The organism is Streptomyces sp. NPDC059201, from assembly GCF_042754585.1.
Taxonomy (GTDB): domain Bacteria; phylum Actinomycetota; class Actinomycetes; order Streptomycetales; family Streptomycetaceae; genus Streptomyces.
The window spans coordinates 660,286-683,649 of sequence record NZ_JBHZBB010000003.1 but is presented as its reverse complement, the minus strand read 5'-3'; the positions used below and the strand labels follow the sequence as shown (position 1 = coordinate 683,649).

Genomic DNA, 23,364 nt, shown 5'->3' with positions numbered 1-23,364 from the left:
ATCCCCGGTCCGCGATCACGGCAGCTCGGCGCCGCGCGGGGCCCGGCCGGGACAGGGGTGCGCCCCCGGGACCGTGGGCGGTCCCGGGGGCGCGGGGTGCCGGGGCCGGGCCGCTCGCGGCGGCCGACCCCGGTGGGGTGGTGACGGTGCTCAGCGCAGGTCGAAGCGGTCCAGGTCCATGACCTTGGTCCAGGCCGCGACGAAGTCCGTCACGAACTTCTCCTTGGCGTCGTCGCTCGCGTAGACCTCGGCGAGGGCGCGGAGCTCGGAGTTCGAGCCGAAGACCAGGTCGGCGCGGGAGCCGGTCCACTTGACCTCGCCGGTCGCGTCGTCGCGGCCCTCGAAGGTGTTGCCGTCGCCGGAGGTCGCCGACCAGGTGGTGCCCAGGTCGAGCAGGTTGACGAAGAAGTCGTTCGTCAACGTGCCGGGGTTGGCGGTGAGGACACCGAGGGAGGTCTGCGGCTGGGTGATGCCCAGGACGCGCAGGCCGCCGATGAGGACCGTCAGCTCGGGGGCGCTGACCGTGAGCAGGTTGGCGCGGTCGACCAGCAGGTACTCGGCGGGGAGGCGGACGCCCTTGCCGAGGAAGTTGCGGAAGCCGTCCGCGAGCGGCTCCAGGGCGGCGAAGGACTCGATGTCCGTCTGCTCCTGGGAGGCGTCCACACGGCCCGGGGTGAAGGGCACCTCGACGGCCTGGCCGGCGTCCTTCGCGGCCTTCTCGACGGCCGCGGAGCCGGCGAGGACGACGAGGTCGGCGAGGGAGACCTGCTTGCCGCCCTCGGCGTTGAAGGACTCCTGGACGCCCTCCAGGACGCGCAGGACCTGGGCGAGGTCGTCCGGGTTGTTGGCGGCCCAGCCGCGCTGCGGCTCCAGGCGGATGCGGCCGCCGTTGGCGCCGCCGCGCTTGTCGCTGCCGCGGAAGGAGGCCGCCGAGGCCCAGGCGGCGCCGACCAGCTGGGCGACCGTCAGGTCCGAGGCGAGGATCCGCTCCTTGAGGGAGGCGATGTCCGCCGCGTCGACCGGCTCCTGCGTACGGGCCGGCAGCGGGTCCTGCCAGACGAGCTCCTCCGACGGGACCTCGGAGCCGAGGTAGCGCACGACCGGGCCCATGTCACGGTGGGTGAGCTTGTACCAGGCGCGGGCGAAGGCGTCGGCGAACTGCTCGGGGTGCTCGTAGAAGCGGCGGGAGATCTGCTCGTAGACCGGGTCGAAGCGGAGCGACAGGTCCGTGGTGAGCATGGTCGGGAGGTGCTTCTTCTCCGGGTCGTACGCGTCCGGGATGATCGCCTCGGCGTCCTTGGCGACCCACTGGTTCGCGCCCGCGGGGCTCTTCGAGAGCTCGTAGTCGTACTCGAAGAGGTGCTTGAAGAAGTCGTGGCCCCACTGGGCGGGCGTGGTGGTCCAGGTGACCTCCAGACCGCTGGTGATGGCGTCGGCGCCCTTGCCGGAGCGGTAGCTGCTCGCCCAGCCGAAGCCCTGGGCCTCGATCGGGGCCGCCTCCGGGTCCGCGCCGACGTTGTCGGCCGGGCCGGCGCCGTGCGCCTTGCCGAAGGTGTGGCCGCCGGCGATGAGGGCGACGGTCTCCTCGTCGTTCATCGCCATCCGGCGGAAGGTCTCGCGGATGTCGCGGGCCGCGGCGATCGGGTCCGGGTTGCCGTTGGGGCCCTCGGGGTTGACGTAGATGAGGCCCATCTGGACGGCGCCGAGGGGCTCCTCCAGCTCGCGGTCGCCGGTGTAGCGCTCGTCGCCGAGCCAGGTGGTCTCGGGGCCCCAGTAGACGTCCTCGTCCGCCTCCCACACGTCCTCGCGGCCGCCGGCGAAGCCGAAGGTCTCGAAGCCCATCGACTCCAGGGCCACGTTGCCGGTGAGGATCATGAGGTCGGCCCAGGAGAGGGCCTGGCCGTACTTCTTCTTCACGGGCCACAGCAGACGGCGGGCCTTGTCCAGGTTGCCGTTGTCCGGCCAGCTGTTGAGCGGGGCGAAGCGCTGCTGGCCGGCGCCGGCGCCGCCGCGGCCGTCGCTGATGCGGTACGTGCCCGCGCTGTGCCACGCCATGCGGATCATGAAGGGGCCGTAGTGGCCGAAGTCGGCCGGCCACCAGTCCTGCGAGGTGGTGAGGACCTCGGCGATGTCCTGCTTCACGGCGGCGAGGTCGAGCGCCTTGAACGCCTCGGCGTAGTCGAAGTCCTCGCCGAGCGGGTTGCCCACGGCCGGGTTCTTGGCCAGGATCCGCAGGTTGAGCCGGTTCGGCCACCACTGGCTGTTGCCACCGCCCTGGGTGGGGTGCACGGCGCGCCCGTGGGCGACGGGGCAGCCGCCCGCTCCCTCGGCCTTCACGTCGCCGCCGGGTGCATCGAGGTTCTCAGACATGGGTATTCCTTCCGGACACGCGCGGGAAGGTCGCGGACACGGAGACCCGACGCGGTGGTACCGCCCGGGGTGTTCCCCGGAAGCGGCACGTCACGTCCTCGTCTCCCGCCGTACCGGACTCTTCCTGTCCCTTGGCCATCAACAAAACTGATCCTACAATGGACGAAGTCCAAGTCAAGAACGACGTCAAAGTGGAGACGCCGGGCCCGGGGGATGCGACCCTCCGCGCCTCCGGGTCTTCGCCGAGAAGGAACGGGTGGGCCCTATGAGTGACCTGCTGGAGAGACTGCGCGCCCGAGGCTGGCGGATGACCTCGCAGCGGCGTGTCGTCGCGGAGGTCCTCGACGGCGAGCACGTGCACCTCACCGCGGACGAGGTGCACGCCCGTGCCGTGGAGCGGCTTCCCGAGATCGCCCGGGCGACCGTCTACAACACGCTGGGCGAACTGGTCTCCCTCGGCGAGGTGGTGGAGCTCTCCACCGACGGGCGCGCGAAGCGCTACGACCCCAACGCCCACCACCCGCACCAGCACCTGGTCTGCACGGAGTGCGGCACGATCCGCGACGTCCGCCCCACCGGCGACCCGCTGGCCGTGCTCCCCGACTCCGAGCGCTACGGCTTCACCGTCTCCAAGGCCGACGTCACCTTCCGGGGGCGCTGCCCGTCCTGCGCGGCCTGACCCCCGGGCGCGGGCGGCGCGGGGGCGTCAGGCTCCGTGGGCGGTGAGGACCGCGCGGGCGTGCCGGAGCAGCCGCTCGTCCTCCTCGATCCGGTAGCGCATCCGGCCCCGCTGGGCGCCCTCGTTCTCATGGCGCCGGGGCGAGGCCAGCTCCACGCGCAGGAGGGGGAGGGCGGGGCCGGCGGCCGCTCCCATGCCGGCCCAGATCTCCGCCATGTCCGGGCGGTTGGCCCGGTGCTGCTCCCAGCCCCGCAGGGTCGTGGGCAGGGTCTCCTCGGGGTCCCCGCCCACCCGCCACAGGGCGTGCGCGAGCGATCCCGCCAGCCAGCCGCCGTGCTCCTCGGGCCGGGCGGCGAGGCCGCGCAGCGCGGGCAGGAGCGGGGCCGCGGCGGGCCCCACGCGCGCGAGCGCGTGCAGGGTCTCGTGCCGGTCGGACCACCGCTCGGCGGCCAGCCCCGCGCCGAGCAGTTCCAGGAGGCGTCCGGTCTGCCCGGGGCCGCCCGCCGCCCGCAGGGCCTCCGCCATCGTGGGGCCTCCGGCTTCGCCGCTCCCGTCCGAGTGGAGCCGCAGGAGCAGCGGGAGCGCGGGGGCCGCCGCGTCGCCCACCCGGGCCAGGGTGCGCAGCGCCGGGCCCCCGGCGCGCTGCCGCGCCTTGCCGTCCAGCCTGAGGTAGCCGAGCGCGGCCGTCGCCGCCGCGTCCGGGGCGGCCACGGCCGCCGCGCCGAGGAGTGCCTCGGCGAACGCGCTCCGCCCGGCGCCGATCATCGACTCCAGCCGTGCCGTCAGGGCGGGTGCGAGGCGCGCCGCCGTCTCCGGGTCCATGCGCTCCAGCCACACGGGCAGGTCCTCGGGCACGTGCCCGTACCGTAGGACCTCGGCCAGGCCCGGTACGGCCCGCCGGTCACCCTGTGCGGCCAGCGCGCAGAGCGCCGCCCCGTAGCTCGTCTCGTGCCAGCGTGCCTGCGGCGGCAGCCCCGGTCCGCGCGCCACGCGCTCGGCCAGGGCGTCGGCCGCGGGCGCCCCGACGACGGCGAGCCAGCGCAGCTCGCCCGCCGCCTCGCGCGCCAGGACGGGGTCGGACCGGAGCGCCAGCTCGCCCAGGAGCCGTACGGGCTCGGCGTGCGGCCCGCGCCAGCCGGTGAGCAGAGCGCCCGCCATGTCGACCGCCGCGCGGCGCTGTCCGCGCTCGGGGCTGCCCAACTGGCCGGTGACGAGCGCGAACCGCTCCTCGATCCGGTCGCCCAGCGCGCGGTGCAGCTCGCCGAGGAGGTCGGTCGCCCAGGGGGCCCGCGCGCCCGCCGTGTGCCGCGCGCGGAGCCGGCGCAGGTATCCGATCATCGTGTCCGTGGTCCCGGCCGCCGCCGGTTCGGCCGCCTGCTCGGCGTCGGGCGCCCCCTCGACGGCCGTACGCAGCTCCGCCCGCGCGAGCCGCGCGGTGGCGCCGGGCTCGGGGAGGCGGTCCGGGGCGCAGCGCGCGAGGGCGGTGAGCGCGGCGAGGGGGAGCCCGCCGCCGGGCCGGTCGAGCAGGGGGACCAGGGCGTCCGCGGCCGCCCCGGCGAGCAGGGCCTCGCGGACCCCGAGGTCGCCGAGGGCGGCGGCCACCGCGCGGAGCACGGCCTCGTCGGTCTCGGCCGTCAGCCGTCCGGCCAGGGCCGTCAGCACGACCGGCGGGTCCGGGAGCAGCTGCGCCAGCGCGCCCGGCACGGCCCGGCGCACCCCCGGGTCGGGGTCGGCGAGGAGGGGGAGCAGGCTCCCGGCGCGGGAGCGCACGTCCGCCTCGGCGCGTGCGAGGAGCCGGCACCACTCCTCGTACTCCTCGTCGTCGTCCGACCAGAAGTCCATCTCCTCCGGGTCGCGCCCGTCGCCGTGGATGCTCCGCAGCAGCTCGACCACCTCGCCGCGCCCCTCGGGGCCGGGGGTGGTGACGATCTCGAAGAGGAAGGGGAGGCAGGCGACCGTGCTGTCGTGGATGTCCCCCTGGTGGTGGACCGTGCCGTGGAGGGCGTCCAGGGCCCGCTCCCGCTCGTCCGGGTCGGCGGAGAGCAGTCCGCGCAGCATCTCCGGCACGTCGGAGGCGTCCCCGTAGGCGTGCTGAAGGGTGGTCCAGTCGATGTCGTCGATCCCCGTGAGCATGGTCCCGAGTCTGCCGCAGCCCACTGACAGCCCTGTCGCGGAGGGCTCCTGACGGGTCGTCCGGGGGTGGGGGAGGGGTGGGCTTGACGGTCGCGCGCTCGCGCTGTTGGATGAGCCGCAGCTTTTATTGGTCGTACGCTCAATAAAGGTTCCGCGTCCGATACGGCCCCCGCCCCGACCCCGTCCAGGAAGCCGCCTATGTCCCTCACCGCCTTCCCCCGCCCCGAGAACCGGCTCCACGTGGCCGTCGACGCCCCCGATCCGCGCGAACGGGGGCGGGCGCGGGGGGCTGGGCTCGCCGAGGGGCTGCACGCCGCCTTCGGCGTCTACGACCGGCTCTTCGCCCTGGCGGAGATACCCGAGGGGACCGTCCGGGACGACGCCCGCCGGGCCCTGGACGCCGTCGACGCCTTCCGGCCCGCCCTGCGCGAGCAGATCGAGGGGATCGCCGAGGGGGCGGGCGCCGACCTGTGGCGGGTCGCCGCGCTCAACGCCCGTACCGAGATCCTCGCCCGCGGCCGCGCGGTGCCGCCCGGCGAGTGCTCCACGGTCGTCCGCCGCGTCCCCGCCCCCGGCGGCGGCACCACCCACCTCGGCATCCAGACCTGGGACTGGCACGTCGAGCTCGGCTCCTCCTGGCACACCGTCGACTCCGCGGGCGGCGCCCACCGCTACGTCGGCCTCACCGAGCACGGCATCCTCGGCAAGATCGGCGTCAACAGCGCCGGTCTCGCCCTCCACTTCAACATCCTCGGCCACCGGGACGACCGCGTCGGCGGCCTCCCCGTGCACGTGCTCGCCGCCCTCGTCCTGGAGGAGGCCGGCGACACCGCCCACGCCGTCGAGCTGATCCGCTCCGCGCCGATCGCCTCCTCCGGCTCCTTCCTGCTCTTCGACGAGCGGCGCGCCGTCCTGCTCGACCTCAGCCCCGAGGGCGTCTTCGAGGTGCCGCCCGTCGCCGACGCCACCCATCTGCGCACCAACCACTTCCTGAGCCCGGTGCCCGCCCGCCGCGAGAAGTCCTGGCTCTACCAGCCCGACTCCGGGGAGCGGTACGACTTCCTCCGCGACCGCCTCGGCCGCGCACCCGGCGCCACCCACGACGACCTGCTGCGGCTCCTGGTGACCGGCCCCGGAGAGCCGCCCGTGACCTGCGTGCCCGACGCCGAGGCCCCGCTCGGCCGCCGCTGGGCCAGCCTCGCCACCGTCCTCCTCGACCCGGCGGCCCGCACCGCGCGGATCCTGGACGGCACGCCGGCCGAGCACGCCGACCGGCCCTGGTACACGCTGCGCGCCTGACCGGGCGCCGGGGCCCGACGCCCGCCCGGCATGTGGGTGTAGATTGCATCTATATCCGCCGGGCGGGAACCACCGCGCGTGTGCGCCGGTCCGACCGCACCCTGGAGAAGGCGTGTCCTCCCGTCCCGCGGCCGAGGCGCCCCAGCGACGCCGGAAAGGAAAGCGCCATGAAGGCATTGCAGTACCGCACCGTGGGTGCCGCCCCCGAAGTCGTCACCGTCCCCGACCCGGAGCCTGGCCCCGGGCAGGTCCTCCTCAAGGTCACCGCCGCCGGCGTCTGCCACTCCGACATCGCCGTGATGAGCTGGCCTGCCGAGCAACTGCCCTTCCCGCTGCCCCTCACCCTCGGCCACGAGGGCGTCGGCACCGTCGCGGCCCTCGGGGACGGCGTCACCGGCTTCGCCGAGGGCGACGCCGTCGCCGTCTACGGCCCCTGGGGCTGCGGGAACTGCTTCATGTGCGCCCAGGGCAAGGAGAACTACTGCCTGCGCGCCGCCGAGCTCGGCATCCGCCCGCCCGGACTCGGCGCCCCCGGCGCCATCGCCGAGTACATGGTCGTCGACAGCCCCCGCCACCTCGTGCCGCTGGGCGGCCTCGACCCGGTGAAGACCGTTCCGCTGACCGACGCCGGCCTCACCCCGTACCACGCCATCAAGCGCTCGCTGCCGAAGCTCGTCCCCGGCTCCACCGCCGTCGTCATCGGCACCGGCGGTCTCGGCCACGTCGCCATCCAACTGCTGCGCGCCATGACCGCCGCCCGGGTCGTCGCCCTCGACGTCACCGAGGAGAAGCTCGCCCTCGCGCGGACCGTCGGCGCCCACGAGACCGTCCTCTCCGACGCCTCCGCCGCCGCCACCGTCCGCGCACTGACCGACGGGCGCGGCGCCGAGGTCGTCCTCGACTTCGTCGGCGCCCCGCCCACCACCGCCTCCGCCGGAGCCATGGCCGCCGTCGAGGGCGACGTCACCATCGTCGGACTCGGCGGCGGCACCCTCCCCGTCGGCTTCGGCGCCCTCCCGTACGAGGTGAGCGTCACCTCCCCGTACTGGGGCACCCGCGCCGAGCTCATCGAGGTCCTCGACCTGGCCCGCGCGGGCGCGGTCGACGTCCACACCGAGACGTACACGCTGGACGAGGCGCCCGAGGCGTACGAGCGGCTGCACGCCGGCCGGATCAACGGCCGCGCGGTCATCCTCCCGAACGGCTGACCCCGCCCCACGCGCGCGTGGCCGGGCCGACGGCCCGGCCACCCGCGCCGCGTAGGCTCGTGACGTGCCACCCACCCGTCTGTACCGCGTCGCCGTCCTCGTCCTCGAAGGCGCCAAACCCCTCGACGTCGGCATCCCCGCCCAGGTCTTCACGACCCGCGCGAGCATGCCCTACGAGGTGCGCGTCTGCGGCGCCACCCCCGGCCTCGTCACCGGCGGCGACGGGCTGTCGTACAACGTCGCCCACGGACTCGACGCCCTCGCCTGGGCCGACATCGTCTTCGTCCCCGGCTACCGCTTCCCCGACCGCGAGGACCCGCCGCCCGCCGTCGTCGAGGCGCTGATCGCCGCCCACGCGCGCGGGGCACGCCTGGCCGCCATCTCCACCGGCGCCTTCGCCCTCGCCGCCACCGGCCTCCTCGACGGCCGGCGGGCCACCACCCACTGGCACTACGCGCGTGCCCTCGCCGAGAAGCGGCCCCTGGTCCAGGTCGACGAGAACGTCCTCTTCGTCGACGAGGGCAGCGTCCTCACCTCCGCCGGCGCCGCCTCCGGCATCGACCTCTGCCTGCACATCCTCCGCGGCGACCTCGGCGTCGGTGCCGCCAACCACGCCGCCCGCCGGCTCGTCGCCGCCCCCTACCGCAGCGGCGGCCAGGCGCAGTACGTGCCGCGCAGCGTCCCCGAACCCCACGGCGAGCGCTTCGCCGCCACCCGCGAATGGGTCCTGCACCACCTCGACGAACCCCTCACCCTGGACGTCCTCGCCCGCCATGCCGCCGTCTCGCCCCGCACCTTCTCCCGCCGCTTCGTCGAGGAGACCGGCTACACCCCCATGCAGTGGCTGCTGCGCGCCCGCGTCGACCGCGCGCGGGAGCTCCTCGAACGCTCCGAGCGGGGCGTCGAACAGATCGCCGCCGACACCGGCCTCGGCACCGGCGCCAACCTGCGGATGCACTTCCAGCGCATCCTCGGCACCACCCCGAGCGACTACCGGCGCACCTTCACCCAGGGCGACTGACCCCCCTTCCGGGCGGCCTGGCCAGATCTTGGCACGATCCTTGCGGACCATGGCGATCTCGCCCCTGCCACGAGACGCCCCGGCGGGCGAGGCTGGGTGACGAAGAAACGGAAGGGACACCGCATCATGACTCGCATCGCCATCAACGGTTTCGGTCGCATCGGCCGCAACGTGCTCCGCGCCCTGCTGGAGCGCGACACCACGCTGGAGGTCGTCGCCGTCAACGACCTCACCGAGCCGAAGGCGCTCGCCCGTCTCCTCGCCTTCGACTCCACCTCCGGCCGCCTCGGCCGCCCGGTCACCGTCGACGGCGACACGCTCGTCGTGGACGGCCGCCGCATCAAGGTCCTCGCCGAGCGCGAGCCGGCCAACCTCCCCTGGGCCGAGCTGGGCGTCGACATCGTCCTGGAGGCCACCGGCCGCTTCACCAACGCCAAGGACGCCCGCCTCCACCTGGACGCCGGCGCCAAGCGCGTCCTGGTCAGCGCCCCCTCCGACGGTGCCGACATCACCCTCGCCTACGGCGTGAACAGCGACACGTACGACGCCGAGCTGCACACGATCGTCTCGAACGCCTCCTGCACCACCAACGCGCTCGCGCCGCTGGCCGCCGTCCTCGACGAGCTGGCCGGCATCGAGCACGGCTTCATGACGACCGTGCACGCCTACACCCAGGAGCAGAACCTCCAGGACGGCCCGCACCGCGACGCCCGCCGCGCCCGCAACGCCGCGGTCAACATCGTCCCGACCAGCACCGGCGCGGCCAAGGCCATCGGCCTCGTCCTGCCGCAGCTGGACGGCAAGCTCGCCGGCGACTCGATCCGCGTGCCCGTGCCGGTCGGCTCGATCGTCGAGCTCAACACGACCGTCTCCCGCGAGGTCACCCGCGAGCAGATCCTCGACGCCTACCGCACGGCGGCCGAGGGCAAGCTCGCCGGCGTCCTGGAGTACTCGGAGGACGAGCTGGTCTCCTCCGACATCACGGGCAACCCGCACTCCTCCATCTTCGACGCGGCCCTCACCCGGGTCGACGGCCGCCACGTCAAGGTCGTCGCCTGGTACGACAACGAGTGGGGCTTCTCGAACCGCGTCATCGACACCCTGGAGATGCTCGCCGCGAGCTGATCCGGCGTCACCGCCCGCGACGCCCCCTCGGCTTCGGCCGAGGGGGCGTTGTCAGTGCCGCGTGACAGCATGCCGATCATGAGCCGAATCATTTCGTACACCACCGGCGACCGCGCCGAGGCCGTCGCCTACCTCGGCGCGGCCGAGCGCCTCACCGACGAGCAGCGGCGCGTGCTCGGCATGATGCGCGAGCGGGCCCAGGCCAGCCAGCGCGACCTGGAGCACCAGGACATCGACTGGGGTCTCTCCGTCCCCGAGGCGCTGGAGCACCTGATCGAGGGCCGCGCCGACGCGGAGGGGACGTACGCGGGCAAGGCGTACGCCAGGGCCCTCCAGCACATCATCGACTACTGCGGATCCGACCCCTCCGACCTGGGCGTCTACTCCAAGCCCAGCACCTTCTTCGGCCTCCTCGACGAGCAGTTGAAGCAGCACGGCGTGCCCGCCGACCTGCTGCCGCACGGCTACCTCTTCTCCGGCCCGCCGGACGAGATCCCCTTCTACGTGCCGTACGCCATCGACGGCCCCGACATCGGGATGCTGCCGCTCGCCCAGGCCAAGCCGGCCGTCGACGCGTACCGCGCGGTCCGGGACAGGATCGACCCGGACTTCGTCTACGACCTCGATCTCCTCATCGAGAAGCTGGAGTTCGAGCACGAGGAGTGGGAGTCCACCAAGGCGCGCGGATACGACTGGTACACCCACGACACCATCTTCTTCTCCATCAACGGCTGACGGGGAGGGAGTGAGGGGTGAGGGCCGGGGCGGGCAGGCCGAGGGTGGTGGCCAGGCGGGAGCGGTGCCAGTGGGGCGGGCCGAAGAGGCGGGCCGCGCCGTGCGCCCGCTTGAAGTAGCGGTGGGCGTCGTGCTCCCAGGTGATGCCGATCCCGCCGTGCAGCTGGATCATCTCGCCCGCCACCTCGGAGAACGCCTCGGAGCAGACCGACTTGGCGGTGGCCGCGAGCCGGGTCAGCTCCTCGCCGCGCGTGCCGTCCGCCGCGGCGAAGGCGGCGCCCAGCGCGGCGGAGCGGGCCGACTCGACGCGTACGTAGGCGTCCGCGAGCCGGTGCTTCACCGCCTGGAAGGAGCCGATCGGGCGCCCGAACTGCACCCGCTCCCCGGCGTACGCCACCGTCAGCTCCAGGCAGCGCGAGGCGGCGCCGACCTGCTCGGCGGCGAGCGCCGCGCAGGCCAGGTCGAGGACGTGCCGCAGCACCCGGCCGCCGTCGCCGTCCGCGCCGACCAGCCGGCCCTCCGCCCCGGAGAGCACCACCCGCGCCTGCGCCCGGGTCGCGTCCATCGGGACGGTCTCCTCGCGGCCGACCCCCGCCGCGTCGCCGGGCACGGCGAAGAGCGACACCCCGGCGGCCGTCCGCGCGGCGACGAGCAGCGTCCCGGCGGTCGCCCCGTCGAGGACGTGCTCCTTCACCCCGGTGAGCAGCCAGCCGCCGCCGGGCCCGGGGACGGCCTCGGCCCGTACCGCCTCCGGATCCCAGGAGCCGGCCTCGGCCCAGGCGAGGGCCGCCGTCGACCCGCCCGAGACGAGCTCCGCCAGCAGTGCGGCGTACTCCTCCGCCGCGCCGGCGGCCAGCAGCGTCTGCACCGCGAGGACGGCGGAGCCGAGGTACGGGACGGGGCTCAGCTCCCGCCCCAGCTCCTCCATGACGACATGGACCTCCAGCGCCCCGCAGCCCGCGCCGCCGTACTCCTCGGGGACGGCGAGCCCCGCGACGCCGATCTGTTCGGCCAGCGGACGCCAGGCCGCCTCTCCGGGGTGGCGCCGGAGCAACGACCGCACGGCGGTGCGCAGTTCCTCCTGCTCGTCGGTGAACCTCATGCCTCTGCTCCCTTCTCGACGGTGGGCGTGGTCGGTGCGGTGGGTGTGGTGGTGCTGGTGGGGGAGTCGGGGTCCTCCTGCGAGAGGTCCCGGCCCCGGGTCTCGGCCGTGCGCCACACGGCCAGCGCGGTCACCAGACCGCAGGCGACGGCGAGCACGGCGAGGGGCCCGCTGCCGCCGAGGTCCGCGAGCACACCGCCGGCGAGCAGCGGGGTGAACCCGCCGCCGATGAGGGCGGCCAGCTGGTAGCCGAGCGAGGCCGCGGTGTAGCGGACGCGGGTGCCGAACAGCTCCGAGAGCAGCGGCCCCAGGGGCGCGTACATCGCGGACTGCACGACCTGCCCGAGGACCATGCCGACGATCAGCAGCGCGGGCACCTCCGTGTCGACGAGGGCGTAGACCGGGAAGGCCAGCACGACGACGCCCGCGGCTCCGCCGAGCACGACGGCCCGGCGTCCGACGCGGTCGGAGAGCGCGGAGAACAGGGGGATGGAGACGAGCCCGGCGAGCGAGGTGAAGACGAGACCGGTCATCACCTCCGAGGTCGCGTACCCGATGCCGGTGGCGTACGTGAGCATGTACGTGCTGATCAGCGCGGTCAGGGCGAAGGGGCCGATGCCCACGCCGCAGGCGAGCACGAGGGTACGGGGCCTGCGCAGCACCTGCGCCAGGGGGACTGCGGACTTCGCCCCGGCGCGGGCCTCGCGGGCCGACTCCTGGAAGAGCGGGCTCTCGGTCACGGAGAGGCGCACGTACAGGCCGACGGCGAGGAGTACGGCGCTGAACAGGAACGGCAGGCGCCAGCCCCACTCCAGGAAGGCGTCGCGGGGGAGCAGGGAGACCAGGGTGACGGCGACGGTGGAGAGCAGGAAGCCGAGCGGGGAGCCCATCTGCATCAGACCGCTCCACAGGCCGCGCCGGCGGGGGTCGGCGTGCTCCACGACCATGAGGGTCGCGCCCGCCCACTCGCCGCCGATGGCGAGGCCCTGCACGACGCGGAAGAACACCAGGAGGACCGGCGCGGCGACGCCGATCGTCCCGTACGTCGGCAGCACGCCGATGAGGAAGCTGGCCAGGCCCATCAGGACCATCGTCAGGACGAGCATGGACTTGCGGCCGAGCCGGTCGCCGAAGTGGCCGAAGACGGCGCCGCCGAGCGGCCGGGCCACATAGCCGGCGGCCAGGGTCCCGAAGGCGGCGATGGTGCCGGTGAGCGGGTCGTCGCCGGGGAAGAACAGCGGGCCGAAGGCGAGCGCCGCCATCGTGCCGTACAGCAGGAAGTCGTAGTACTCGATGACGGTGCCGAGCAGGCTCGACAGCGCGACCCGGCGCAGCAGCGCCGGGTCGGGCGCTCTTTCGGGGGTCTGCGGGGACGGTGCGGCGGACATGGTGCTCCCTGGTGCGGTGGGGAGGGGGTCAGGAGGCGAGGACGCGGGCGCGGCAGGCGGCGGGGGTGCCCCAGGCGTCGCGGAGCGGGCGTGCCTTGCGGATCCACAGGGAGAGGTCCAGCTCCTCGGTGTAGCCGACGGCTCCGTGCAGCTGGAGGGCGGTGCGGGCGGCGGTGTGGGCGGCCTCGCCCGCGGTGACCTTGGCGGCGGCGATCTCCTGGGGCGCCGAGCCGCGCTCGGCCAGGGCCAGGGCGGCGGCGTGCAGCAGGGGCTGGGCGAACTCCAGGGCGATCAGGGTGTCGGCCAGGCGGTGCTTCACGGCCTGGAACGAGCCGATGGGGACGCCGAACTGGGTGCGCTGCTTGACGTAGGCGACCGTCCGGTCGAGCAGGGCCCGGCCCAGGCCCAGGGACTGGGCGGCGGTCGCGAGGGCGGCGACCTCGGTGGCGTACGCGGTCGCGGCGGCCACCTCGGGGCCGCGGGCCAGGACGGTGCCGCCGGCGGGGCGGGACAGCCGGCGCGCGGGGTCGGCCGAGGGCTGGACGGGGCCGGTGGAGTCGGCGAGGCGCAGGGTGTCGTCCTCGACGACGAGCACGGCGTCGGCCATGTCCGCGTCCAGCGCGTAGGGGCCGGTGAGCGCGGGGACGCTCAGCGAGACGGTGGCCTTTCCGGCGGCGATCCGGGGCAGCCACGCGGCGGCCGCGCCGTCGGCGCCGTCGCCGAGCCGGTCGAGGAGGGCCGCCGCGGCGACCGTCTCGACCAGCGGACCGGGGACGGCGTGCCGGCCCAGTTCGGTGAAGGCCACGGCCAGTTCCACCGGCAGCGGCCCGAGCCCCTCGTGCGACTCCGGCACGGCCAGCGCGAGGACGCCCGCCTCCGCGAGCCGGGACCAGAGGGCGAGCCCGGGCGCGTGGTCGCCGGCCGCCCAGGCGCGTACGGCCCGGGGCGTGTCGGCCGCCGACAGCATCGCGTCCAGGGTGCGGGCGAACTCCCGCTGTTCGTCGTCGAGCAGGAACCGCATCACCGGCGTCCCTTCGGCAGGCCGAGCAGCCGCTCGGCGATGATGTCGCGCTGGATCTCGTTGGTCCCGGCGTAGATCGGTCCGGCCAGGGAGAAGGTGTGGCCCTCGGCCCAGCCGCCGTGCGCGGGCGCGTCGGGGGCCTCGTCGGAGAGTTCGCCGTACGGCCCGAGGAGGTCGAGGGCGGTCTCGTGTAGGGCGATGTCGAGCTCGGACCAGAAGACCTTGTTGAGGCTGGACTCGGCGCCGATCGAGGCGCCGGCGGCGAGCCGGGAGGCGTTGGCGTAGGTGAACAGGCGGTAGGCGTTCGCGCCGATGACGGCGTCGGCGACGCGGTCGCGCACGGCGGTGTCGGACGGGTCGGCCCGCTCCTCCCACAGCGCGGCGAGCCGGTCGGCGGCGGCGGAGAACCGGCCGGGGCTGCGCAGGGTCAGCCCGCGCTCGTTGCCCGCCGTGCTCATCGCGACCCGCCAGCCGTCGCCGGGGGCGCCGATGACGTCCTCGTCGGGGACGAACACGTCGTCGAGGAAGAGTTCGGCGAAGGCGGGCTTGCCGTCGAGCCGCCCGACGGGCCGTACGGTCACGCCCTCCGCGTCGAGCGGGAACATCAGGTACGTCAGTCCCCGGTGCGGCCGGTCCGCGCCCGGGTCGCTGCGGAAGAGGCCGAAGGCGCGGTCGGCGAAGGCGGCCCGGGACGACCAGGTCTTCTGGCCGCTGAGCAGCCAGCCGCCGTCGGTGCGGACGGCGGTGGAGCGCAGGCTTGCGAGGTCGGAGCCGGACTCGGGCTCGGACCACGCCTGCGCCCAGATGACCTCGCCGGACGCCATGGAGGGCAGGATCCGGGCGCGCTGCTCGTCGGTGCCGTGCTCGAAGAGGGTCGGGGCGAGCAGGTTGATGCCGTTCTGGGCGACCCGGCCGGGCGCGCCGGCGGCGTAGTACTCCTCCTCGAAGACCAGCCAGCGCAGGACGGAGGAGCCCCGGCCGCCGTACTCCTCGGGCCAGGAGACCACCGACCAGCGGTCGGCGGAGAGTTCGGCCTCCCAGGCGCGGTGGGCGGCGAAGCCCTCGGCGGTCTCCAGGGAGGGCAGGGGGGTGGCGGGCACATGGGCGGCGAGCCAGGCGCGGGCCTCGGCCCTGAAGGCTTCGTCGGCCGGTGAGAAGTCGAGGTCCATCAGGCTCCCGCCGCCTTCATCGCGTGGATGTCCATGCCGCCGAGCGCGTCGCGGGCGGTCTCGGCGTTGTGCGCGTGCGCGAGGTGGTGCAGTCCGAAGACGGAGTCCATGCCGGTGTGCAGGCCCTGGAGGTCCTCGGCCTGGTTGACGGCGCGCTTGGTGAGCGCGAGGCCCATGCGGGGCATCTCGGCGATCCGGTGCGCCAACTCCATGGTCCGGTCCTGGAGTTCGGCGCGGGGGACGACGCGGTTGACCATGCCGACCTCGTGGGCGCGGCGGGCGCTCATCCGGTCGCCGGTGTAGAGGAACTCCTTGGCGATCCTGGGCGGCATCACCCAGGGATGGGCGAAGTACTCGACGCCGGGGATGCCCATGCGGACCACCGGGTCGGCGAAGAAGGCGTCCTCGGAGGCGACGATCAGGTCGCAGATCCAGGCGAGCATCAGACCGCCGGCGACGCAGGCGCCCTGCACGGACGCGACGACCGGCTTGGGCAGTTCGCGCCAGCGGCGGCACATGCCCAGGTAGACCTCGGACTCGCGGGCGAAGCGGCTCTCCGCGCCCTCCTTGTCCGAGTGGTCCCACCAGAGGCCGGCGCGCCGCTCGAAGGGCAGGTGCGCGTCGCGTTCGGGGGTGCCGATGTCGTGGCCGGCGGAGAAGTGCTCCCCGGCCCCGGCGAGGACGACGACCTTGACCTCGGTGTCGTCGGCCGCGCGGTAGAAGGCGCGGTCGAGGGCGTAGGTCATCGCGGAGTTCTGGGCGTTGCGGTACTCGGGCCGGTCCATGGTGACGACGGCGACGGGGCCGCGCCGTTCGTAGCGGACGGGCTCGGACGTGGTGCGGGCAGCGGACATCCGCCCTCCTTCCCTAACAAGTGTTTGGTAGGTTAACGTACGGCCATGAGCAACGTCGAGGAGTTCCGCAGGGAGGTCCGCGGCTGGCTGCGGGCCCACCTCACCGGCGAGTTCGCGTCCCTGCGAGGCCGCGGCGGCCCCGGACGCGAGCACGAGGCACACACCGAACGCCTCGCCTGGGAACGGCACATGGCCGCCCACGGATGGACCTGCGTCGGCTGGCCGAAGGAGTACGGCGGCCGGGGCGCGAGCCTGGAGGAACAGGTCGCCTTCCACGAGGAGTACGCCCTCGCCGACGCCCCCGCACGCGTGGGCCACATCGGCGAACAGCTCCTGGGGCCGACCCTCATCGCCTTCGGCACCCCCGCCCAGCGCGCCCGCTTCCTGCCCCGGATCGTCGCCGTCGACGAACTGTGGTGCCAGGGCTACTCCGAGCCCGACGCCGGCTCGGACCTGGCCAACGTCCGGACCCGGGCCGAGCGGAACGGCGACCAGTGGACGGTCACCGGACAGAAGGTGTGGACCTCAGGCGCCCACGAGGCCGACTGGTGCTTCGTCGTCGCCCGCACCGCACCCGGATCGGTACGCCACCACGGCCTCTCCTACCTCCTGGTCCCGCTGGACGCCCCCGGGGTGGAGATCCGCCCCATCGTCCAGCTCACCGGCACCTCCGAGTTCAACGAGGTGTTCTTCGACGGCGCCAGGACCGACGCGGAGAACATCGTCGGCGCCCCCGGCGAGGGCTGGAAGGTCGCCATGGCGACGCTCGGCTTCGAGCGGGGCGTCTCCACCCTCGGCCAGCAGGTCGGCTTCCGGCGCGAACTGGAGGCGGTGATCGAGCTGGCCAAGCGGAACGGCGCCGCCGCCGACCCCCTCGTCCGCGACCGCATCGCCCGCGCCTGGACCGGCCTGGAGACCATCCGCTTCAACGCCCTCAGGATGCTCAGCGGCGTCGCCGCCGGAGCCCCGGGACCCGAGGCGTCCATCAACAAGATCTTCTGGGCCACCTGGCACCGCGAACTGGGCGAACTCGCCATGGACGTCTGCGGCGCCGACGGCATGCTCGCCGCCGGGGACCCGTACGACCTCACCGACTGGCAGCGCCTCTTCCTCTTCTCCCGCGCCGACACCCTCTACGCCGGATCCAACGAGATCCAGCGCAACATCATCGCCGAGCGCGTCCTCGGCCTGCCCAAGGAGGCCCGCCCGTGACCGGCACACCACCCCCGTACGTCCCCGGCCACGGACTGCTCGCCGGACGGACGGCCGTCGTCACCGCCGCCGCGGGCGCCGGGATCGGCGGCGCCACCGCCCGCCGCCTCCTGGAGGAAGGCGCCGGGGTCGTCCTCTCCGACGCCCACGCCCGCCGCCTGAAGGAGTCCGAGGCGGAACTCGTCGCCGAGTTCGGCGCCGACCGCGTGGCCTCCCTGCCGTGCGACGTCACCGACGAGACCCAGGTGGCGGCCCTCTTCGACCTCGCGGAGGAGCGGCACGGACGCCTGGACATCGTCGTCAACAACGCCGGGCTCGGCGGCACCGCCGACGTGGTCGACATGACCGACGAGCAGTGGGACAGGGTCCTCGACGTCACCCTCAACGGCACCTTCCGCTGCACGCGCGCCGCGCTGCGCCGGATGAAGGCGGCGGACGCGGGCGGCGTCATCGTCAACAACGCCTCGGTGATCGGCTGGCGCGCGCAGAAGGGACAGGCCCACTACGCCGCCGCCAAGGCCGGCGTCATGGCCCTCACCCGCTGCGCCGGGCTGGAGGCCGCCGCGTACGGCGTGCGCGTCAACGCCGTCTCCCCGTCGCTCGCCATGCACCCCCACCTCGCGAAGGTCACCACCCCCGAACTCCTGGCGGAACTCACCTCCCGCGAGGCGTTCGGCCGCTACGCCGAGCCGTGGGAGGTGGCGAACGTGATCGTCTTCCTCGCCAGCGGGTACGCGTCCTACCTCACCGGCGAAGTCCTCTCGGTCAGCAGCCAGCACCCGTGAGACCGGCGCCCGAACGGCGCCGCGAACTCCTGGACACGGCGGCCGAGGTGTTCGCCGCCCAGGGATACGACGCCACCACCGTCCGCCAGATCGCGGACGCCGTCGGGCTGCTGGCCGGCAGCCTCTACTACCACTTCGACTCCAAGGAGTCGATGCTCGACGAGATCCTCGCCGGGTTCCTGGACGACCTGTGGACCCGGTACGACGCCGTGCTCGCCGCGGCGCTCGGCCCCCGGGAGACCCTGGCGGCCCTCGTCACCGAATCGTTCCGGGAGATCGACCGGCACCGCGCCGCCGTCGCCATCTACCAGAAGGAGTCCCGGCACCTGACGGACCAGCCGCGCTTCGGCTATCTCGCCGAGGCCCAGCGGAGGTTCGAGCGGGCCTGGCTCAGGACCCTGGAGTCCGGCGTGGCCTCCGGGGACTTCCGTACCGACCTCGACGTCCGGCTCACCTACCGCTTCGTGCGCGACACCGTCTGGGTCGCCGCGTCCTGGTACCGGCCGGGCGGACAGCACAGCCCGGAGGAGATCGCCCGCCAGTACCTGTCCATGGTGCTGGAGGGGGTCGCGCTCCGCGACAGACACCGTACGTACGACTAAGGAGTGACCATGGCCGAGGCATACATCGTCGAAGCGGTCCGCACGCCGGTCGGCAGGCGGAACGGCGGACTGTCCGCCGTCCACCCCGCCGACCTCGGCGCGCACGCCCTGAAGGCGCTCATGGAACGCTCGGGTGTCGACCCGGCGGCCGTGGAGGACGTCGTCTTCGGCTGCCTGGACACCGTCGGGCCGCAGGCAGGCGACATCGCCCGCACCTGCTGGCTCGCCGCGGGCCTCCCCGAGGAGGTGCCGGGCGTCACCGTCGACCGGCAGTGCGGCTCCTCCCAGCAGGCCCTGCACTTCGCCGCGCAGGGCGTCATGTCCGGCACCCAGGACTTCGTCGTCGCGGGCGGCGTGCAGAACATGTCGATGGTGCCGATCGCCTTCGCCAGCCGCCAGGCCGCGGATCCGCTGGGCCTCACCGAGGGGCCGTACGCGGGCTCCGAGGGGTGGCGGGCGCGGTACGGCGACCAGCCGGTGAACCAGTTCCACGGCGCGGAGCTCATCGCGGAGAAGTGGGGCATCACCCGCCGCGACATGGAGGAGTTCGCGCTCCGCTCGCACCAGCGGGCGATCCGCGCGATCGACGAGGGGCGCTTCGCGCGCGAGATCGTGCCCTTCGGGGACGTGACCACCGACGAGGGGCCGCGCCGCGACACCTCCCTGGAGAAGATGGCCGGGCTGAACCCGGTGGTGGAGGGCGGGCGGATCACCGCCGCGGTCTCCTCCCAGGTCTCCGACGGCGCCTCGGCCATGCTGCTGGCCAGCGAGCGCGCGGTCCGCGAGCACGGACTGACCCCGCGCGCCCGGATCCACCACCTCTCGGTGCGCGGCGAGGACCCGATCCGGATGCTGTCCGCGCCCATCCCGGCGACGGCGTACGCGCTGAAGAAGACCGGCATGACGCTCGACGACATCGATCTCGTCGAGATCAACGAGGCGTTCGCCCCGGTCGTCCTCGCCTGGCTGAAGGAGACCGGCGCCGACCCGGAGAAGGTCAACGTCAACGGCGGCGCGATCGCCCTCGGCCACCCCCTCGGCGCCACCGGCACCAAGCTGGCCGTCACCCTCCTCCACGAACTGGAGCGCACCGGAGGCCGCTACGGCCTCCAGACCATGTGCGAGGGCGGCGGCCAGGCGAATGTGACGATCATCGAGCGGCTGTAGAGGGCGGGCGGCGCTCCCCACCGTCCGGCCGGAGGCTGGCGCAGGTCCCCGAAGCCCGGGAGGCCCCCTGGGGCCGAGCGGCGCGAGGGGGCCATGTGCGAGGGCGGCGGCCAGGCGAACGTGACGATCATCGAGCGGCTGTAGGGCCCTCCGGGCCCGGGGTGGCCTGCGGGGGTGTCTGGCCGAAGAGCTGTTGCCAGACCTTGTGGTCGGTGCGGGGGCCTCCTGGGGTTTCCGCGCCGTATCGGTTGATCTCGGCTTCGATGTCCAGGGGGAGCGTGGGGGAGGTCATGGCGGTGAGTTCCGCGGCTACGGCGTGGTCGGGGACCAGCCAGCAGACCTCGAACTCGATGCCGTCCGGGTCGCGGGCGTACAGGGCCTTGGTGGAGGCGTGGTTGCTCGCGCCGGTCAGGGCGCCCGCCTCGGCCAGGCGCGTCCGGACGCGGCGCAGTTCGGCCAGGGTGTCCACCTCCCAGGCCAGGTGGTACAGGCCGACCCGGCCGGTGCGGTGCCCCGCCCCGGGCTCGGGGGACTGGAAGAGGCCGAGGTCGTGGTCGTTGGCGGAGCCGGCCGCCTGGAGGAACGCCGCCCCGGGGAAGGCCCCGGGCAGGGGCCGGAAGCCGAGGACGTCACGGTAGAAGGCGAGACTGCGCTCCAGGTCGGAGACGAAGAGGACGGCGTGGTTCAGCCGCTGGATGGGCATGCAGGGGTCCGTTCGAGATCGTGGAGGGGCAGGGGCACGATACGCGTCCGCCGGGGTGTCTCCACCCCGGCGGACTTCGCGCGTACGGGGACGCTCAGTCCGGGCGCGGCAGCGCGCGCAGCGCCGCCGCCGCCTCGGCCATGATCCGGTCGACGAGCTCCGCGCACGACGGCAGGTCGTCGATCAGGCCGGCGACCTGGCCCGAGGCCATCACCCCGAGGTCGGTGCGGCCGTCCACCATCGACGCCTTGAGCATCATGGGGGTGTTGGCGGCGAGCAGGATCTGGCTCCAGGTCAGCTCCTTGCCGTGCTTCATCGCGAGGCCGTCCTTGACCATCTGGCCCCAGCTCATGCCGGACTCGCGCCGGAACGCCGCCGCGTGCCGCACGGCCCGCAGCAGCGCCGAGGTCCGGCCCGAGCGCTCCAGCGCGTCGACGAGTTCGGTGCGGAGCATCCGGTGGGGCAGCCCGTCGACCTTCGTGGTGACGGTGACGTCGGCGACCGCCGCCGCCAGGTAGCGGGCCTTGACCGCCTCGGGGACGGTCGAGTCGGAGGTGAGCAGGAAGCGGGTGCCCATGGCGATGCCCGCCGCGCCGTAGGAGAGCGCGGCGACCAGCCCGCGCCCGTCGTGGAAGCCGCCGGCGGCGATGACCGGGATGTCGACGGCGTCCACGACCTGCGGGAGCAGGACGGTGGTGGCGACGCTGCCGGTGTGCCCGCCGCCCTCCCCGCCCTGCACCACGACCGCGTCGGCGCCCCACGCGGCGACCTTCTCCGCGTGCCGGCGGGCGCCGATCGAGGGGATCACGACGACCCCGGCGTCCTTCAGACGGGCGATCAGCTCGCGCGAGGGCGCGAGCGCGAAGGAGGCGACCTTCACCCCCTCGTCGATGATGATCCGCACCCGCTCGCCCGCGTCGCCCGCGTCCGCCCGCAGGTTCACGCCGAACGGCGCGTCCGTACGGGACTTGACCTCGCGCACGGCGGACCTGAGCTGCTCGACGCCCATGGTCGCCGAGGCGAGCACGCCCAGCGCGCCCGCGTTCGCGGCGGCGGAGACCAGCCGGGGACCGGCGACCCACCCCATGCCCGTCTGGACGAGGGGGTGCCGGACCCCGACCAGTGCGGTGAGGGGGGTGGCGAGGGTGGCGTCGCTCATGCGCGGACCTCGCGGTTGCGCAGCCCGCGGGGGTCGATCTCCTCGCGGATCAGCCGCAGTTCCTCCGCGGTGGGTTCCCGGGTGTACGGCACCTCGTCGGGCACGGTCAGGGCGAAGCCGGTCGCCTCCCGCACCTGCTCGACGGTGACGCCGGGGTGTAGCGAGCGCAGCCGCATCACGCGGTCCGGGGTCTCGAAGTCGAAGACGCCCAGGTCCGTGATGACGTCCGGGACGCGGTGGTAGCGGGTGGCGGAGGGGCCGGCCGCCTCCGCCCGGTCGTAGCCGACGCCGCAGACCATGTCGACCCGCTCGACGAAGACCCGGGACGAGTGCCGGGGGACCCAGTAACTCGTCGGGTTGTTCAGGGTGTTGACCGGCGCGCCGCGCACGCCGAGGAGCTGGCGGGCGGGCCGCTCCCAGTCGCCGATGCAGCTGATGTTCTGGTTGCCGTGCCGGTCGAGCTGGCTGGCGCCCATCATCACGTGCCGGCGCCCGGTGGCCACCATGGCCAGGTGCTGCCGGTAGGGCAGCCAGCCCTCCACCACCCGGGGCGCCCCGCCGAGCGCCGGCACGTCGCCCATGAGCAGCGCCTCGCCGTCGGTCAGCAGCAGGTCGGGGGCGAAGGTGAGCCGCGCCAGCCGGGCGCCGATCATCGGCACCGTACCCATGGGGCTGGCCAGGACCTCGCCCGCGTCCCGCCACGCCTCGGCGCAGGCCACCACGCAGTACTCGGCCCGCGTGACCGCCGCGGCCGTCGTGGTCGTGTCGGTGCCGCTCATGCCGTCTCCTCGTGGAAGGCCGCCACGGCGGCCTGGTAGGCGTCCTCGTCGCCGGACAGGAACCGGGCGGTGAAGGCCCGCCACGCCTCCGGATCGCGGGCGGCCTCGACGTAGTGGCGCTGGAAGACCTCGTCCCGGTCGTGGTCGGGGACGCAGGAGGTGAAGTGCGCGCCGTTCGGCGTCTCGACGACCCCGTCGACGAACGCCCGCTTGAGCAGCAGCGTCTGCGGCCCGGCGTCCTTGAGCAGGTCGGAGCTGTCCACGATCCGCTCGCAGGAGACGTACGCGGTGTCGGCGGCCTCGCAGAACAGGTCGTCGAAGTACGGGTCGGGGCCCAGGTACTGCCCGTTGCCGTGCGCGTCGGCGCGGTTGACGTGCACCAGCGCCGCGTCCAGGCGGAGCGCGGGGACGGCGACGAGCTCCTCGCGGTCCCCGTACGGGGAGGTGACCGTCCGCAGAGAGGGGTTGACGGTCATGACGTCCGAGGCGAGCCCGGCCCGGATGGGCATGAAGGGCAGCCGGTGCACGGCGGCCGTCAGCCCCCACATCATCATGGCCTCGTCCAGCTCCACCAGTTCGAACGCGCCGCGCTGGCGGGCCGCGACGAAGTGCGGCTCCAGCGGGACGGAGTCGAGGGTGGCGAAGGCGGCGACCAGCTTGCGGATCTTCCCCGCGGCGGCGAGCAGCCCGACGTCCGGTCCGCCGTACGAGACCACGGTCAGGTCCGTGAGGTCCGAGCGCAGCAGCGCGCGTACCAGCGCCATGGGCTTGCGCCGGGAGCCCCAGCCGCCTATGCCGATGGTCATCCCGCTCCGGAGCCGGCCCACGGCCTCCTCGGCGGTCATCGTCTTGT

General features: G+C 74.1%; 21 protein-coding genes. 10 read left to right on the top strand and 11 right to left on the bottom strand.

The annotated features are described in order from the left end of the window. Positions 1-150 precede the first annotated feature (150 nt). A complete protein-coding gene (gene katG, locus ACFXMG_RS13345; RefSeq protein WP_383828536.1) occupies positions 151-2,370 on the bottom strand; it encodes a catalase/peroxidase HPI in 2,220 nt (739 codons plus the stop codon). A gap of 265 nt (positions 2,371-2,635) precedes the next feature. Here katG and ACFXMG_RS13340 point away from each other — a divergent pair, with 265 nt between their 5' ends. Further along, entirely contained in the window at positions 2,636-3,049 is a 414-nt protein-coding gene (locus ACFXMG_RS13340; RefSeq protein ID WP_383828534.1) for a Fur family transcriptional regulator, read from the top strand. Between the two features lie 27 nt (positions 3,050-3,076). Here ACFXMG_RS13340 and ACFXMG_RS13335 read toward each other — a convergent pair whose 3' ends face one another. Then, entirely contained in the window at positions 3,077-5,182 is a 2,106-nt protein-coding gene (locus tag ACFXMG_RS13335) for a hypothetical protein (RefSeq protein ID WP_383828532.1), read from the bottom strand. A 198-nt stretch (positions 5,183-5,380) separates the two neighbouring features. Between ACFXMG_RS13335 and ACFXMG_RS13330 the strand changes: the two genes are divergently transcribed. The 5 genes from ACFXMG_RS13330 (at position 5,381) to ACFXMG_RS13310 (ending at position 10,570) form a co-directional block, all read left to right on the top strand. Continuing rightward, positions 5,381-6,481, top strand: a complete 1,101-nt coding sequence (locus ACFXMG_RS13330) for a C45 family autoproteolytic acyltransferase/hydolase (protein WP_383828530.1) — start codon at positions 5,381-5,383, stop codon at positions 6,479-6,481. Positions 6,482-6,648: 167 nt separating this feature from the next. Next, positions 6,649-7,689, top strand: coding sequence for an NAD(P)-dependent alcohol dehydrogenase (locus ACFXMG_RS13325; protein WP_383828528.1), 1,041 nt, complete (start codon positions 6,649-6,651; stop codon positions 7,687-7,689). Between the two features lie 64 nt (positions 7,690-7,753). Continuing rightward, a complete protein-coding gene (locus ACFXMG_RS13320; protein ID WP_383828526.1) occupies positions 7,754-8,710 on the top strand; it encodes a GlxA family transcriptional regulator in 957 nt (318 codons plus the stop codon). Positions 8,711-8,836: 126 nt separating this feature from the next. Continuing rightward, positions 8,837-9,835: a type I glyceraldehyde-3-phosphate dehydrogenase gene (gap, locus tag ACFXMG_RS13315; RefSeq protein WP_383828524.1), complete on the top strand. Its 999-nt coding sequence runs from the start codon at positions 8,837-8,839 to the stop codon at positions 9,833-9,835. A gap of 78 nt (positions 9,836-9,913) precedes the next feature. Beyond that, on the top strand, positions 9,914-10,570 hold the full coding sequence (locus ACFXMG_RS13310) for a hypothetical protein (RefSeq protein WP_383828522.1): 657 nt from the start codon (positions 9,914-9,916) through the stop codon (positions 10,568-10,570). Here ACFXMG_RS13310 and ACFXMG_RS13305 read toward each other — a convergent pair. Genes ACFXMG_RS13305 through ACFXMG_RS13285 form a run of 5 tightly spaced genes read right to left on the bottom strand, consistent with a single transcriptional unit; the run spans position 10,560 to position 16,104 of the window. Next, positions 10,560-11,672 carry an acyl-CoA dehydrogenase family protein gene (locus ACFXMG_RS13305; protein WP_383828520.1) on the bottom strand — a complete coding sequence of 371 codons (1,113 nt, stop codon included), beginning with the start codon at positions 11,670-11,672 and terminating at the stop codon, positions 10,560-10,562. The genes ACFXMG_RS13310 and ACFXMG_RS13305 overlap by 11 nt on opposite strands. Beyond that, positions 11,669-13,060 (bottom strand): MFS transporter, encoded by a 1,392-nt coding sequence (locus tag ACFXMG_RS13300; RefSeq protein WP_383828518.1) that lies wholly within the window; start codon positions 13,058-13,060, stop codon positions 11,669-11,671. Before ACFXMG_RS13300 ends, ACFXMG_RS13305 begins: the two co-directional genes overlap by 4 nt. Positions 13,061-13,088: 28 nt before the next feature. After that, complete coding sequence (locus tag ACFXMG_RS13295) at positions 13,089-14,081, bottom strand: acyl-CoA dehydrogenase family protein (protein WP_383828516.1); 993 nt, start codon at positions 14,079-14,081, stop codon at positions 13,089-13,091. Then, on the bottom strand, positions 14,081-15,250 hold the full coding sequence (locus ACFXMG_RS13290) for an acyl-CoA dehydrogenase family protein (protein WP_383828514.1): 1,170 nt from the start codon (positions 15,248-15,250) through the stop codon (positions 14,081-14,083). The genes ACFXMG_RS13295 and ACFXMG_RS13290 overlap by 1 nt, the downstream gene beginning before the upstream one ends. Then, positions 15,250-16,104 (bottom strand): enoyl-CoA hydratase, encoded by an 855-nt coding sequence (locus tag ACFXMG_RS13285; protein ID WP_383828512.1) that lies wholly within the window; start codon positions 16,102-16,104, stop codon positions 15,250-15,252. The genes ACFXMG_RS13290 and ACFXMG_RS13285 overlap by 1 nt, the downstream gene beginning before the upstream one ends. A 45-nt stretch (positions 16,105-16,149) precedes the next feature. Between ACFXMG_RS13285 and ACFXMG_RS13280 the strand changes: the two genes are divergently transcribed. The 4 genes from ACFXMG_RS13280 to ACFXMG_RS13265 are packed head-to-tail and all read left to right on the top strand — an operon-like array spanning position 16,150 to position 19,870. Continuing rightward, on the top strand, positions 16,150-17,316 hold the full coding sequence (locus ACFXMG_RS13280; protein ID WP_383828510.1) for an acyl-CoA dehydrogenase family protein: 1,167 nt from the start codon (positions 16,150-16,152) through the stop codon (positions 17,314-17,316). Then, positions 17,313-18,101 (top strand): SDR family oxidoreductase, encoded by a 789-nt coding sequence (locus ACFXMG_RS13275; RefSeq protein WP_383828508.1) that lies wholly within the window; start codon positions 17,313-17,315, stop codon positions 18,099-18,101. Before ACFXMG_RS13280 ends, ACFXMG_RS13275 begins: the two co-directional genes overlap by 4 nt. After that, positions 18,098-18,703 carry a TetR/AcrR family transcriptional regulator gene (locus ACFXMG_RS13270; RefSeq protein ID WP_383828506.1) on the top strand — a complete coding sequence of 202 codons (606 nt, stop codon included), beginning with the start codon at positions 18,098-18,100 and terminating at the stop codon, positions 18,701-18,703. The genes ACFXMG_RS13275 and ACFXMG_RS13270 overlap by 4 nt, the downstream gene beginning before the upstream one ends. Positions 18,704-18,712: 9 nt before the next feature. Next, on the top strand, positions 18,713-19,870 hold the full coding sequence (locus ACFXMG_RS13265; protein WP_383828504.1) for an acetyl-CoA C-acetyltransferase: 1,158 nt from the start codon (positions 18,713-18,715) through the stop codon (positions 19,868-19,870). Between the two features lie 127 nt (positions 19,871-19,997). Here the strand turns inward: ACFXMG_RS13265 and ACFXMG_RS13260 are convergent, their stop codons facing one another. From ACFXMG_RS13260 to ACFXMG_RS13245, 4 genes are all read right to left on the bottom strand, one after another. After that, positions 19,998-20,573 (bottom strand): VOC family protein, encoded by a 576-nt coding sequence (locus tag ACFXMG_RS13260; protein ID WP_383828502.1) that lies wholly within the window; start codon positions 20,571-20,573, stop codon positions 19,998-20,000. Between the two features lie 94 nt (positions 20,574-20,667). Then, a complete protein-coding gene (locus ACFXMG_RS13255; protein ID WP_383828500.1) occupies positions 20,668-21,732 on the bottom strand; it encodes an NAD(P)H-dependent flavin oxidoreductase in 1,065 nt (354 codons plus the stop codon). Then, positions 21,729-22,511, bottom strand: a complete 783-nt coding sequence (locus ACFXMG_RS13250) for a CoA-transferase subunit beta (protein ID WP_383828498.1) — start codon at positions 22,509-22,511, stop codon at positions 21,729-21,731. Before ACFXMG_RS13250 ends, ACFXMG_RS13255 begins: the two co-directional genes overlap by 4 nt. Then, positions 22,508-23,356, bottom strand: a complete 849-nt coding sequence (locus ACFXMG_RS13245) for a CoA transferase subunit A (RefSeq protein ID WP_383828540.1) — start codon at positions 23,354-23,356, stop codon at positions 22,508-22,510. Before ACFXMG_RS13245 ends, ACFXMG_RS13250 begins: the two co-directional genes overlap by 4 nt. Between the last annotated feature and the right edge of the window lie 8 nt (positions 23,357-23,364).